At 63.7% G+C, this 12,692-nt stretch carries 13 protein-coding genes; 4 read left to right on the top strand and 9 right to left on the bottom strand.

Features of this window, described 5'->3' with window-relative positions; all coding sequences use genetic code 11:
- Window positions 1-72: 72 nt before the first annotated feature.
- Window positions 73-1,926 carry an ABC transporter ATP-binding protein gene (locus ACFUCV_RS11390; RefSeq protein WP_380815687.1) on the bottom strand — a complete coding sequence of 618 codons (1,854 nt, stop codon included), beginning with the start codon at window positions 1,924-1,926 and terminating at the stop codon, window positions 73-75.
- Between the two features lie 111 nt (window positions 1,927-2,037).
- Here ACFUCV_RS11390 and ACFUCV_RS11385 point away from each other — a divergent pair, with 111 nt between their 5' ends.
- Window positions 2,038-2,568, top strand: a complete 531-nt coding sequence (locus ACFUCV_RS11385) for a MarR family winged helix-turn-helix transcriptional regulator (protein WP_380815686.1) — start codon at window positions 2,038-2,040, stop codon at window positions 2,566-2,568.
- Between the two features lie 64 nt (window positions 2,569-2,632).
- On the opposite strand, the gene ACFUCV_RS11380 is transcribed toward ACFUCV_RS11385, so the two are convergent.
- From ACFUCV_RS11380 to ACFUCV_RS11345, 8 genes are all read right to left on the bottom strand, one after another.
- Window positions 2,633-2,989 (bottom strand): VOC family protein, encoded by a 357-nt coding sequence (locus tag ACFUCV_RS11380; RefSeq protein WP_380815684.1) that lies wholly within the window; start codon window positions 2,987-2,989, stop codon window positions 2,633-2,635.
- 85 nt (window positions 2,990-3,074) lie between these two features.
- Window positions 3,075-4,061, bottom strand: coding sequence for a siderophore-interacting protein (locus ACFUCV_RS11375; RefSeq protein ID WP_380815682.1), 987 nt, complete (start codon window positions 4,059-4,061; stop codon window positions 3,075-3,077).
- Window positions 4,058-4,963 (bottom strand): ABC transporter ATP-binding protein, encoded by a 906-nt coding sequence (locus tag ACFUCV_RS11370; RefSeq protein WP_380815680.1) that lies wholly within the window; start codon window positions 4,961-4,963, stop codon window positions 4,058-4,060. Before ACFUCV_RS11370 ends, ACFUCV_RS11375 begins: the two co-directional genes overlap by 4 nt.
- 1 nt (window position 4,964) lies before the next feature.
- Window positions 4,965-6,005, bottom strand: coding sequence for a FecCD family ABC transporter permease (locus tag ACFUCV_RS11365; RefSeq protein WP_380815679.1), 1,041 nt, complete (start codon window positions 6,003-6,005; stop codon window positions 4,965-4,967).
- Complete coding sequence (locus tag ACFUCV_RS11360; RefSeq protein ID WP_380815695.1) at window positions 6,002-7,030, bottom strand: FecCD family ABC transporter permease; 1,029 nt, start codon at window positions 7,028-7,030, stop codon at window positions 6,002-6,004. Before ACFUCV_RS11360 ends, ACFUCV_RS11365 begins: the two co-directional genes overlap by 4 nt.
- A 109-nt stretch (window positions 7,031-7,139) precedes the next feature.
- The gene (locus ACFUCV_RS11355) at window positions 7,140-8,195 is read right to left on the bottom strand and encodes an iron-siderophore ABC transporter substrate-binding protein (RefSeq protein ID WP_380815677.1); all 1,056 of its coding nucleotides are present in this window, start codon (window positions 8,193-8,195) and stop codon (window positions 7,140-7,142) included.
- A gap of 222 nt (window positions 8,196-8,417) precedes the next feature.
- Window positions 8,418-8,900, bottom strand: a complete 483-nt coding sequence (locus ACFUCV_RS11350; RefSeq protein ID WP_380815675.1) for a MarR family winged helix-turn-helix transcriptional regulator — start codon at window positions 8,898-8,900, stop codon at window positions 8,418-8,420.
- 3 nt (window positions 8,901-8,903) lie between these two features.
- Window positions 8,904-9,917, bottom strand: a complete 1,014-nt coding sequence (locus ACFUCV_RS11345) for a glutathione S-transferase family protein (RefSeq protein ID WP_380815673.1) — start codon at window positions 9,915-9,917, stop codon at window positions 8,904-8,906.
- A 229-nt stretch (window positions 9,918-10,146) separates the two neighbouring features.
- Between ACFUCV_RS11345 and ACFUCV_RS11340 the strand changes: the two genes are divergently transcribed.
- Genes ACFUCV_RS11340 through ACFUCV_RS11330 form a run of 3 tightly spaced genes read left to right on the top strand, consistent with a single transcriptional unit; the run spans window position 10,147 to window position 12,652 of the window.
- Entirely contained in the window at window positions 10,147-11,226 is a 1,080-nt protein-coding gene (locus ACFUCV_RS11340) for an ABC transporter ATP-binding protein (RefSeq protein ID WP_380815693.1), read from the top strand.
- Window positions 11,226-11,897, top strand: a complete 672-nt coding sequence (locus ACFUCV_RS11335) for an ABC transporter permease (protein WP_380815671.1) — start codon at window positions 11,226-11,228, stop codon at window positions 11,895-11,897. The genes ACFUCV_RS11340 and ACFUCV_RS11335 overlap by 1 nt, the downstream gene beginning before the upstream one ends.
- Entirely contained in the window at window positions 11,894-12,652 is a 759-nt protein-coding gene (locus ACFUCV_RS11330) for an ABC transporter permease (RefSeq protein WP_380815669.1), read from the top strand. The genes ACFUCV_RS11335 and ACFUCV_RS11330 overlap by 4 nt, the downstream gene beginning before the upstream one ends.
- Window positions 12,653-12,692: the final 40 nt, after the last annotated feature.

Below are 12,692 nucleotides of genomic sequence, written 5' to 3'. Positions count from 1 at the left end.
CGTCCCCTCCTTTCGCGCATCGGCGCAGATGCGCGAAAGGAGGGGACGTACGCGGTGCACTCCGGGCTGCCGCTATACCGCCGGCTCAAAGTCACGGGCGGCGCGCAGCGCGGCATAATCCCCTCCGGCGGCACGCAGCGCCGCGGGCGTGCCCACTTCGGTGATGGTTCCCGCCATAAGCACAGCCAGTTGATCTGCATCCTCGACGGTGGAGAGCCTGTGTGCAATGGTCAAGGTGGTCCGGCCCACGGCCAGGTGGTCAAGGGCCAGCTGCACGGCGGCTTCAGTGGTGTTGTCCAGTGCCGAGGTGGCCTCATCAAGCACCAGCACACGGGGGTTGCGCAGCAGGGTTCGGGCAATGGCCAGGCGCTGCTGCTCACCGCCGGAGAAGCGGTGGCCGCGGGCGCCTACCAGCGTATTCAGGCCGTCCGGCAGCCCTGCCACAAGATCAGCCATTTGAGCTGCGGCCAGGGCCTGCCACAACGTGGCGTCACTGGCCCCGGGATCGGCCAGGAGCAGGTTTTCCCGGATGGAGGCGTGCACCAAATAGCTTTCCTGCGACACCACGCCCACTATTCCCGCCAGCACTTCCGGTGCCATGTGGCGCACATCCACTCCGTCAATGGTGACTTGTCCGGCTGTGACATCATGCAGCCTTGGCAGCAGCGCCCCCAAGGTCGACTTGCCGGAGCCGGTGGCCCCCACCACAGCCGTGGTGGTGCCGGCCGGGAGCACCAGGTCTATGCCATGCAAAACCTCGGCACCTTTGTCGTAGGCAAAATGGACGTTCCTAAAGCGGACCTCGCCGCGCAGCTGCGCGGGGTCAAGTGCCACGGGGTGGGCAGGCACCGCCATGTCCGGGACAAGGTCCAGATATTCAAAGATCCTGCTGAACAATGCCATCGCAGTGACCCACTGCACCCCCAGGTTCAGCAGCCCCATGACGGGACGGAAGATGGTGGACTGCAAGGCGGTAAAGGCCACAATGGTGCCAATGCTCATGCTGCTGCCGGGGAGCCCGCCGGTGAAATAGATGGCAGCCGGGATGGCGGCAAAGATGATGCCCATGGTGGCCATGCGCCACCGTCCCGCCAGTTGCGAGCGCACCTCCAGGCCAATGAGCCGTTGGGAGCTTTCCGCATAGCGTTGCGCGTCGCGGGCGGTGGTGCCCAGCGTTTTGGCCAGCCGGACGCCGGAGACGCTCAGGCCTTCCTCCACGTAGGTGTTCATGGTGGCCAGCTCCGCCTGTTTGGTGGAGGTGATGTCACGCCGCAGCAGCGCCACCCGCCGGGAGAACCAGACCGCCGGCGGAATGACCACCAGTGAGAGCAGCGCCAGCCTCGGGGACAGGACCACCATGGCCACGGCCGTGGCCACCACTGTGGTCACATTCGACGCCACGCCCGTGGCGGTGGAGGTGATGACGGCCTGCATGCCGGAAATGTCGTTGTTCAGCCGTGACTGCACCTCGCCACTGCGGGTCTTGGTGAAAAAGGCCAGGGATTGCTGCTGCAGGTGCGTGAAGAGGCGAACCCGCAGCGCATGCATGATTTTTTGGCCCATGCTGGTGGCCATCCACGTCTGCACCACACCAATGAGAGCCGTGGCCGCGGCCACGGCAATCATGGCCGCAGCCAGCCAAGCCAGCAGGGGCACGTTCTTCTGCGGGAGCGCGGTGTCAATGACGCTGCGGACAAGAAAGGGCTGTGCCAGGGAAATAAGGCTCGATCCACTGATGAGCAGCACGACGACGGCAATCGCGCCCTTGTGTGGGGCAAACAAGGCGCAGATGCGCGCGAAGCTCACGGGGTGGCGCTTGATTTGCTCCTGGTCAGCCGGGTTGATGCGGGCAGGCCCGCGGCCGCCAAGGTCTTGGGGGCCGGTTTGTTCACGGCCGGTTCTTGCGTGCAGGACTTTTTCAGGCAACGGCGCCGCCTCCAGATGGTGTGCGGGGTGCGGGACTCGCACCAACTAATGTAGAGGTTACCTCACTATGTGGTAACCAGTCAATGGTTTTTTATTGACTACACTGGTGCCATGGGTCATACAGGCGGCGGCGCACCGGATTTGGGCGAACTGTTTCACAGTGCATTCCGCGGCTTGCGCCGCACCTGGGCTGCGCAGCTGGCGCCTTGGGAGCTCACTCCGCATCAGTGGCGGGCGCTGATGACATTGCTGAGGCGCCAGCAGGATGTGCAGCATCCGCTCGGGGAAGTTGCCGACGCGGCCGCTAAACGCGCCGGCCGGGTCCAAGGCGGGCAGGGCCATGACGGCGCTCCAGCCGACGGAAAGCCCATGCGGCTCAAGGACCTGGCCGAGCGCCTGCGCATTGCGGCCCGTTCCGCCACCGAGGTGGTGGATCAACTCGAAGCCAAGGGACTCGTCGGCCGGGAGGCCGACCCCTCGGACAGAAGGGCCACCTTGATTGTCCCCACAGCTGCCGGTCGGGAGCTCTTTGCCAACGTCAGCGCGGAGCGCAGGGATAAATCCAATGAATACTTCAGCCAGCTCAGTGCCCAGGACCGGGCGGAATTGGCACGGATTCTAGCTCAATTGCGTGGACATTAGGGAAGGGATCACCCGCGCGCGCCGCCGGCAATGTTCACCATCCACGGCACCTGGAACTTATCGGTCAGCATGCCAAAGGTGTCCCCCAGGGAGCCTTGGTCAGCGGCTCGGAAATGGCGGCGCCCTCGGAGAGGCGGTCCCACCAAAGGCCAAGCACCGCCTCGTCGTCGCCGCTGAGGGAGACGCTGGAGTTGGTCCTGAAATCAATGCCCTCGGGAACGTCGGCACCCATCAGGACAATCCCATGGTCACCGTTGAGCAGTGCGTGCATGATCTTGTGGGCTTCAGCCGGGTTGTTGAACATCCCCATGTCCCCGTAGGTCCCCAGCTCCAGGGTGCCACCAAAGACCGTCTGGTAAAATTCCATGGCTTCCCGTGCCGTGTCCCGGAAGTTGAGATAGGGGTTCAATTGCACGGACATGGCGGACCTTCCGGATAAGGATCATATGGGTGCTTGAAATTATGCTCCTTGCGGTTGCTGCTGTCACGGGAAATTCCCTGCAGGATTAATTCAGCACCTGCCCGTGGCGCCAATAGCCCATGAACGCCACGGAATTGCGGTCCATGCCCACCTCACGCACCAGGTATCGCCGCAGGTCCCGGATCGCAGCTGCCTCTCCGGCTATCCACGCGTACAGGCCGTGCCCTGAGGTGGCGTGGGGGGTTTCCCACAAAATGCCGGCATCGACGTCCACGTCCTCCGGCTCCTCCCCCACCGAGCACGCTGCCGGGGCGATAAGCGAATGCACCTGCGCGGCCATGGCAGCGCCGTGTGGCTTGTGGCCGCGTGCCAGCCAGCTCAGCTGCATTCCCGCCGGTGCCTTTAGATCCAGAAAATCCGCTGCGTCCGGCACTTCCAGCACTGCGTGGCCGGTGGCATTTCCGGGAAGGGTTTCCAGGATGGCCGCGATGGCGGGGACGGCTGTTTCATCCCCCACCAGCAGAATCCGCTCGGATTCCCCCGGGGCAAACTCAATGCCCAGGCAATCGCCCCACAACAGGCACGGCCCAATGATGGTCAGCGGCTCCCCGGGCTGGGCGGCTGCGGCCCAGGCCGCGGCCGGGCCGGATCCCCCCTCCAAATGCAGCACAAAGTCAATGTCCAGTTCCGCCTCGCGGGCAGGTCCATGCGGCCCGGCCGGAACGGCCCGGCGCAGGGACCTGACGGTGTAGGTTCGCATGGAGCCGCGCGTGGACTCCGCCAGTGACCGCCAATTTTGGTACCAGTCCTCCAACAGGGAGCCGCGGTCCTGCCGCAGTGCCGGCAGTTCATGCCCTGGCGAGGGGATCATGACCTTGACCCGCAAATCCAGGGTTTCACCGGCAGCGTTGGCGCCAAAAAGTGCCAGGTCGCTGCCGGTAAAGGTGACGCGCCGGAAATGCGGCGTCAGCTGTTGCACCGCACTGACCCGCAGCTCAAAGGCCCGCATGGGGCGGCGAATGTCAGCCGCACCCGCAGCCGTTGCGCTTCGTTCCACAGTTGCCGCACTCATGCCTGCACTCCTTCTTTGCTGGGCACACGGCCCAAATCATCATTTGCCAAGGACCTGGCCGCAGCATCAGCCAGCAATGCCGCCCGCCGCCCAATGGGCACCACCATGGGCGTGCCCACCACCGGATCGGGCACCACCAGGGATTCCAGGCCAAACACTTCCTGCACCATGTCAGCAGTGAGCACCTCGCCGGGGGCGCCCTGGGTGATCACCACCCCTGCCTTCATGGCAATCAAGTGATCGGCGTAGCGGGCCGCCATGTTCAAGTCATGCAGGACAATGGCCACGGTGGTCCCCCGGCGCGCATTGAGTTCAGAGACCACATCGAGCACTTCCACTTGATGTGCCAAATCCAGGTATGTTGTGGGCTCATCCAGCAGCAGCACCTGCGTTTCCTGCGCCAAGGCCATCGCTATCCACACCCGCTGGCGCTGTCCGCCGGAGAGTTCATCAATATTGCGTCCGGCCAGTTCGGCGGTGCCGGTCACGTTCAGCGCGGCAGCCACGGCATCGTCGTCGGCCGGGGTCCATTGCCTGAACCAGCCCTGATGCGGACTGCGGCCGCGCCCCACCAGCTCGGCAACGTTGATGCCGTCGGGGGCCAGGGGTGTTTGCGGCAGGATGCCCAGTTCACGGGCCAGCTCACGGGTGGGGACCTTGTGGATGTCGGTGCCATTGAGATGGACGACGCCGGTGCTTGGCTTCAGCAGCCTGGCCAGACCGCGCAGCAGCGTGGACTTGCCACATGCGTTGGCTCCCACAATGATGGTCACCTTCCCCGCAGGCAGGGCGACATTGAGGCCTTCCACAATGGCGGTGTCGCCGTAGCCCAGGGACAGCTGGGTGGCGGACAACGTCGCCGGTAGGGCAGCGTCGCCTTCCTTGGTCCTTGGCATGGCCATGTCAGCCTCCTTGGTTGGCGCGGTTGGATGAGATGAGCAGCCAGAGCAAAAACGGAGCGCCCAACGCTCCCGTGACCACCCCGACGGGGAGTGAAACCCCTGGAATCAAGTTCACGGAGGCGAAATGCGCCGCCAGCACAATGGCCGCCCCCACCAGAGCCGAAATGGGCAGGTTTGGCGCCCCGGCGTTGAGGCGTTTGGCAATGGGTCCGGATAAAAAGGCCACAAAGGCTATGGGCCCGGCAGCGGCGGTGGGGAAGGCCGCCAATAAAACGCCGACCATGGTCAACAGCAGCCGTGCGCGCGGCACCCGGAAACCCAAGCCGGCGGCCGTGTCGTCCCCCAGCGCCAGTCCCAGCAGTTCACTTGCTCCGGCAGCGGTGAACGGCAGCAGGAGCAGCAGCGCCGCAGCCAGGATGGCCACCCGTTCCCAATTGGCCGAGTTGAGCGAGCCCGTGAGCCACACCATGAGCTCCTGGGCGTTGGTGATGTCGGCCCGGGAGAGGAGAAATGTCACGGCCGCCTGCATGAAGGCTGCCGCCCCAATGCCCACCAATATCAGGCCCGTCCCGCCGCGGCCCCGCGCCAGCGCGGTAATGGCCAGTGCCACCAGCAGGCCCCCCACCATGGCTGCAACGGACACCCCCGCGCCCCGCACGCCAAAAATCACCACGGCGGCCACGGCGCTGGCACTGGCACCGTAGCTGATGCCAATGATGTCCGGGCTGGCCAAAGGATTGCGCAACATGGACTGGAAAATGGTTCCGGCCATGCCCAGGCAAGCCCCGGCCAACAATCCCAAAAGGGCCTGGGGCAGCTTGTTTTCCATGACGATGAAGCTGGCACCCGGGATGACTTTTCCGCCCAGCATGGCGAGGAAGTCGGCAATGGTGACGGTGAAGCTGCCCAGCAGAACATTGATGGCCAGCAGGGCAAACACCAGCACGGCCAGGGATGCGGTAAGTCCGCTCCTGCGCCGGCGCGGGCCCCGGCGTTGTTCGCGCACCCAGGCGCCAGTGATGCCGGCCTCGCCAAGGCTCATAGTTCGGCCGCCTTGCCGCGGCGCACCACTGCAATGAACACTGGAGCGCCCAGCATGGCCGCCAAGATGCCGGCCGGAACCTCACCGGGCAGCAAAACCACCCGCCCCACAATGTCTGCCAGCAGCAGGATGATGGGGGCCGCCACCATCGACATCGGCAACAACCAGCGGTAGTCGGGCCCGAACAGCCCGCGCAGCAAATGCGGGACCACCAGGCCAATGAAGGCAATTGGGCCAGCCAGCGCCGTGGCCGAGCCGCATAAAAGCACAATGCCCAACGCCGAAACGGCGCGGCCCACACCGGGGCGCTGCCCCAAGCCGCGCGCCATGTCATCACCCAAGGCCAGGGTGTTCAAGAGCCTGCCCGTGCCCAGCAAAATGACCACACCCACCGCCATGAAAGGCAGGACCGCGAGGATTGATTCCCAGGATTTTCCGGCCAAGGCACCGACCTGCCAGGATCGGAAAAGTTCCAGTGAATCCTGACTGCTGACCAGCATGGCACTCATGAGCGAGCCCATGCCGGCAGCAACGGCAGCCCCGGCCAGAGCCAGTTTTACGGGGGTGGCACCGGTGCGGCCCAGACTGGCAACGGCATAGACCACCACTGCGGCAATGGCGCTGCCGGCAAAGGCAAACCACAGGTAGCTGGAGACATTTGCGGCACCAAAAAAGAAGATTCCGGCCACCACGGCCAGCGCCGCTCCTGCGTTGATGCCCAAAATGCCGGGGTCCGCCAGGGGGTTGCGTGCCACGCCCTGCATGGATGTTCCGGCAAGGCCCAGTGCCAGGCCCACCACCAGCCCCGCCACGGTGCGGACCAGGCGGGATCCCACCACCTCATGGTCACCGTTGTCCGGATCGACGGCAAACAGCGCCGGGAGCACCGTCCCGGGCGCAATGCTGCGGGCCCCCACGGCCAGGGACAGCAGCACCATGGCAGCCAGCACAGCGACAAGAACGCCCAGCCACACCACGCGTTGGCCGGTGCCGCGGTGTTTGGGCGGCAGCTTGTCAGCGGTCATGGGCACCACCACCGCGGGCACGCCGGCAGCTGCCGGGCAGGGGGCATGCGCCGTTTCAGGCGTGCCGCCTGTCCTGGCAGCCACTGGCGTGCAACTCATGCGGGGATTCCTAGACCTTGTCTGCAGCCGCGCCCAGCAGCGGCAGGAACTTGTCCAGCGTCCACGGCAGGCTTAGCGGGGACGAGGCTGAAATGGACAGCGTGAGCGTATTGTCCGAATCAGTGACAAAAGCACCCTTTTTAACGGCCGGAACCTGCCCCAGCAGGGGGTCCTTCACAATCGTGTCCTTGGTTTTTTCATCGGCCACCCAGCTGACAAAAATTTGCGAATCAAGTTCATTGGCCTTCTCGGCCGACCACGGCAGGTAGAAGCCCTGGACATCCTTTTCAGCTTCCACAACCACAGGCGCCAACTTCATGCCCAGGCTGCTGAGGAACTTGGGGCGGTTGTCGCCGGAGGTGAAGATGCTGATGGATTCCGCGGCGCTGGGATCCAGGGTGCCGAAGATGAAGGTCTTGTCAACAAGCTGCGGGTACTTCGCCGCCTGTTCCTTGATGGTCTGTTCGGTGCTGGAGATCAGATCCTTGGCAGCCTGCGAGCGGCCCAGCGCTGCGCCAATCATGGTGGTGGACTCTTGCCAGGAAGTGCCGTAGGCAGTTTCGGGGAAGGCAATGACAGGGGCTATTTTGCTGAGTTTTTCGTAGTCTTCAGCGCTCAAACCGGAGTAGGCGGCCAAAATAAGGTCCGGCGTCGTTTTGGCGATTTCAGTGAAGTTCACACCATCCACCTCCGAATACAGCACCGGTGCCTTGTCCGTGCCAATGGAGGCGCCGGCTTTTTCCAAAGCCGCGTCCTTCCACGGGGTGGAGCCCTGCGCATTGCCGCCCCAGTCGTTCTTGGGCATGCCTACGGGAACCACGCCCAAGGCAATGGCCACATCGTCATTGACCCAGGAGACGGTGGCGACGCGCTGGGGCTCTTTTTCAATGACCGTTTCACCATAGACATGCTTGATGGTGACGGGGAAGCTGTCGGTTGCCGTGGTGGAAGCGGCGGAACTGCCACTCCCGGCCGTTCCCGTGGAGCAGGCGGTCAGACCCAGGCCCAGTGCGGCGAGCGATGCGCTCAAGCCGAGCTGCAAACCCCGGCGGCGAGTAAATTCCATGACGCTTCCTATCGATATTCCCAACGGATAAAGCTGCGAAGTTATGCAAGCCTTACCTACACTACGGGACAATTTTGGGATTAGGCGACGTTTCCTTGCCCTATTTCACTGGACCACGCCGCAAGGGGCCGCAAATGCGCCGAACAATGGCTAAAAATGCGCCATGAATGAATTGGAGGTGACCAGAATCACAGTCTGGTGGGAGGGTCCCTGTCCTGACCCTTACTCCTGAAGGATCCAATGGCTGCCATCCAGGCCGCGCACGATCGTGCGGCCTATGCGGGCCAACGCCGCCGTGTCCTGGGCACTGAGTTCCTTGAACACCAAGGCCCTGACGCTTTCCACATGCGCCGGCGCAAGCTCCACCACCAGTTCCATGCCGGCGCCGGTGATGGCCACTTGGGTGACGCGGGCATCGTGGGCGTGCACCGAACGCTGCACATAGCCGCGGGCCTGCAATTTCCTGGCCACGTGCGAGAGCCTGGACAGGGAGGCGCTGGTGCGGGCGGCCAGTTCGCTCATGGGCAGCACGCCGGTGTCGGCTTCGGAGAGCATGGCCAGCACATTGTATTCAAAGAGTGATAACTTGGCGCCCTGCTGCAGCGGCGCCTCCAGCGCACCCGGCAGCAGCGTCATGATGGACAGCACCGCCAGCCAGGCGGCCCGCTCCTCGGTGTTGAGCCAGTGCGGTTCGCGTCCTGCCATGGACTAGGCGTCCACGGGACGGGACGGGGCAGTGCCCTTTCCGAAGGGCCGCCCTCCCAGGGCCCCGCGGCCGTGTGCCGTGGACCAGCCGGCAGTGTCCGGGCCCTGCGGAATGATCTGGGTGGGGTTCAAATCCTCATGCACCACATAGTAGTGGGCCTTGATTTGCTCAAAGTTCACGGTGTCGCCGAACCCCGGCGTTTGGAAGAGATCACGTGCATAGGCCCACAGCACAGGCATTTCGCTGAGTTTGCTGCGATTGCATTTGAAATGGCCGTGATAAACCGCATCGAAGCGGACCAAGGTGGTGAACAGCCTGACATCGGCTTCGGTAATGGTGTCCCCCATCAGGAAGCGCTGCCCCGCGAGCCGCTCCTCAAGCCAATCCATGGCGGTAAAAAGACGCTCATAGGCGGCGTCGTAGGCGTCCTGGGTGCCGGCAAAGCCGCAACGGTACACACCGTTGTTGACTTCGGTGAAAATGCGCTTGTTCACCACCGCCATTTCCTCCCGCAGTTCCTCCGGGAACAGTTCGGGTGCACCTTCACGGTGGAATTCTTTCCATTCGGTGGAAAAGTCCAGGGTGATCTGAGGGAAATTGTTGGTCACCACTGCGCCGCTGAGCACATCCACCATGGCCGGCACGGTGATCCCACGCGGGTAATTGGGCATGCGCTTGAAGTACGCCTCCTGCAGCCGTTCGATCCCCAGGACCGGGTCAACGCCGCCTTCATCAAGGTCAAAGGTCCAGGAACGCGCGTCATGCGTCGGTCCGCAGACACCAAGGGAAATGGCATCCTCAAGTCCCAGCAGGCGCCGCACAATGGTTGAACGGTGCGCCCACGGACAGGCACGGGACACCACCAGGCGGTAGCGTCCGGCCTCCACCGGGTATCCGTCGGCGCCGTCACGGGTGATGCGGGTTTCAATGTAGTTTGTGTCCCGGGTGAATTCATCACCTGTCACATAACTGCCCTTGGTGCTGAAATCGCTGCTGACGCCGCCCTCTTTATCCATCCACTTAGCCTATGCCCCGCACCGGCAAAACGGCCACCACCGCAGCTTCCTCCCCTGCCGGGCGCTTTACGGGGCAAAAGTTCCCAGCTTATGATCAAAGCACCCCCCACCCCCCGACGCCACCGAAAGTCAGGACTCCTCCATGGCGGCCCAAGAAGCCATTGCCGCATCACTGGGCACCCCTGCGTCCGGGCATCCGGGCGAACCCCAACAGGCCCGCAACAAGGCCATGGTTGAATTTGAAAATGTCAGCAAGATCTATCAAAGCGGCCAACCGGCCGTGGACCGTCTGAACCTCAGTGTGGAAGCCGGGAAGATCACGGTTTTTGTGGGCCCTTCAGGATGCGGGAAGACCACCTCGCTGCGCATGGTGAACAAGATGGTGGAGCCCACCTCCGGCAGCATCACCGTGGACGGGCGGGACGTAAGCGGAATTCGCGCCCATGAGCTGCGCCGCTCCATGGGTTATGTGATGCAGCAGGCCGGTCTGCTGCCACACCGCACTGTCCTTTCCAATGTCGCCACCGTGCTGCGGCTGAACAAGGTGCCGCGGGTGCAGGCACGCAGTCGGGCATTGGAGATGCTGGAAACCGTGGGGCTTTCAGCGTCCATGGCCGCACGGTATCCCCACCAGCTTTCCGGCGGACAACAACAGCGCGTGGGTGTGGCCCGCGCGCTCGCCGCGGATCCACCCGTTTTGCTCATGGATGAGCCCTTCTCCGCCGTGGACCCGGTGGTGCGCGCGGAATTGCAGCAGGAACTCCTGCGGTTGCAGCGCGAACTGGCCAAAACCATCATCTTTGTCACCCATGACATTGATGAAGCCACCATTTTGGGTGACAAGGTTGCAGTGTTTGCCTCCGGCGGCCGTGTGGCCCAGTACGCCCCGCCGGAGGAGATTTTGCGTGCCCCGGTGAATGACTTTGTGGCCGGGTTCGTGGGCCGTGACCGCGGCTTCCGCAGGCTCTCCTTTGCCGCCGGCGGCTCCGTGCCCATTCATCCGGCCACCACGGCGCTGTGGGATGAAGACGCCCGTAATGCCAGCGGCGGCTGGGTGTTGGCGGTCGACGTCGAGGACCGGCCAGTGGGTTGGTGGGCTCCGGGAGCGGGCCATGACGCGCAGGACGCACTGGTTCCCGGAGGCTCCCTGTTTCAGGCCGGGGGAACCTTGCGGGCGGCATTGGACGCGGCGCTCTCTTCGCCGTCGGGCCTGGGGGTTGCCGTGGATGCCGCCGGCAAGGTCACGGGGGTGGTGGACGCCGGTGAGGTCTTGGCAGCCATAGACGCTGCCCGGGAAAGCCGGCGCTGATGCAGTGGTTTTTGGCGAATATTCCCCAGCTGCTCGGCTTGGCCGGGTACCACTTGATTCAGGCAGTGGTGCCTTTGGTGCTGGCAGTCGTCATTGCCGTGCCCCTGGCGCAGTGTGCACGCATCAACAAGACCGCCGCTGGCATCATCCTTTCCGCAGGATCGCTGCTGTACACCGTTCCGTCACTGGCGTTGTTCGTCATCCTGCCGGGCATTTTAGGCACCCGGATCCTTGATTTCAGCAACATCATTGTGGCCCTGACCATTTACGCCGTGGCACTGCTGGTCCGTTCCACCTTGGACGCGCTCAACTCGGTTGATGACGGCCTCCGGCAGTCTGCCACCGCCATGGGATTCAAGCCTCTGCAGCGCTTCCTCATGGTCGATCTGCCCTTATCCGTTCCCGTGCTTTTTGCCGGGCTGCGCGTCATTTCCGTCAGCAACATCTCGCTGGTGACAGTGGGTTCGCTGCTGGGGATTCCCAGCCTGGGTTTCCTTTTTACCGACGGTCTGCAACGTAACTTCCCCACTGAAATTGCCGTGGGAATTGCCGGGACCCTGGTGCTGGCCGTGCTCATGGACGCGGTCCTGGTTCTGCTGCAAAAACTGTTGACGCCCTGGCTGCGGAAAGCTGCCTCCCCGGCCGCAACCACGCAGGAGGTGCCGGCGTGAATCCTTTTCCCCCCACCACCCTGCCGCTGACCAGCTACACTTCGGCGAGCCCCTTCAGCCAGGGCTGGCAATGGTTGACTGATGGGCGCAACTGGCAGGGGACTTCAGGGATCCTGTCCCGGACCCTGGAACATTTGGGCTATACCGGGTTGACCCTGTTGATTTCCATTGCCATTGCCGTGCCGTTGGGACTGTATGTGGGACACACTGGCCGGGGCCGCGCCGTGGTGGTTTCCCTGGCAAGCATGCTGCGGGCACTGCCAACCTTGGGCATCATGACCTTGCTGGCGCTGATGGCCACCACTTCCCTGTCCCTTGCGCCGGCCATCTGCGCCCTGGTGCTCTTGGCGGTTCCCCCCATCCTGACAGGCACCTATGCCGGCATCGCGGCAGTGGACCGGGAAACCGTGGACGCGGCACGGGGTGTGGGCATGACCGGGGCGCAGGTGCTTTTCCGGGTGGAGGTGCCCAATGGCTTGGCTGTCATGATGGGCGGACTCCGTTCGGCAGTGCTGCAGGTCATCTCCACGGTGGCCGTGGTGGCCTTCATCAGTCTGGGAGGTTTGGGCCGGTACATCATTGACGGCCTGGCCGTACAGGACTACGGCCAGGTTCTGGGCGGGGCGCTGATCATTGCCGCGCTTGCCATTGCCATCGATGGACTTTTGGCCCTGCTGCAGCGCTCGGTGGTTTCGCCGGGGCTGAAAAGGACTGCCGCTTCCCCGGTGCCGGCAAACAGCTCCACCGCTTCCTAAACTTTCCAAACTTCATGCAAGACCTACCAGGAGACAACCC

Source organism: Specibacter sp. NPDC057265, from assembly GCF_042668835.1.
Classification (GTDB): Bacteria; Actinomycetota; Actinomycetes; order Actinomycetales; family Micrococcaceae; genus Specibacter.
The sequence above is the reverse complement of the archived record's forward strand: the minus strand, read 5'-3'. Positions and strand labels throughout refer to the sequence as shown.

Coding starts and splice junctions, on each gene's coding strand:
- ACFUCV_RS11385 (WP_380815686.1), top strand. CDS start 2,038: ATGGGTCATACAGGCGGCGGCGCACCGGATTTGGGCGAACTGTTTCAC.
- ACFUCV_RS11380 (WP_380815684.1), bottom strand. CDS start 2,989: ATGTCCGTGCAATTGAACCCCTATCTCAACTTCCGGGACACGGCACGG.
- ACFUCV_RS11375 (WP_380815682.1), bottom strand. CDS start 4,061: ATGAGTGCGGCAACTGTGGAACGAAGCGCAACGGCTGCGGGTGCGGCT.
- ACFUCV_RS11370 (WP_380815680.1), bottom strand. CDS start 4,963: ATGGCCATGCCAAGGACCAAGGAAGGCGACGCTGCCCTACCGGCGACG.
- ACFUCV_RS11365 (WP_380815679.1), bottom strand. CDS start 6,005: ATGAGCCTTGGCGAGGCCGGCATCACTGGCGCCTGGGTGCGCGAACAA.
- ACFUCV_RS11360 (WP_380815695.1), bottom strand. CDS start 7,030: ATGACCGCTGACAAGCTGCCGCCCAAACACCGCGGCACCGGCCAACGC.
- ACFUCV_RS11355 (WP_380815677.1), bottom strand. CDS start 8,195: ATGGAATTTACTCGCCGCCGGGGTTTGCAGCTCGGCTTGAGCGCATCG.
- ACFUCV_RS11350 (WP_380815675.1), bottom strand. CDS start 8,900: ATGGCAGGACGCGAACCGCACTGGCTCAACACCGAGGAGCGGGCCGCC.
- ACFUCV_RS11345 (WP_380815673.1), bottom strand. CDS start 9,917: ATGGATAAAGAGGGCGGCGTCAGCAGCGATTTCAGCACCAAGGGCAGT.
- ACFUCV_RS11340 (WP_380815693.1), top strand. CDS start 10,147: ATGGTTGAATTTGAAAATGTCAGCAAGATCTATCAAAGCGGCCAACCG.
- ACFUCV_RS11335 (WP_380815671.1), top strand. CDS start 11,226: ATGCAGTGGTTTTTGGCGAATATTCCCCAGCTGCTCGGCTTGGCCGGG.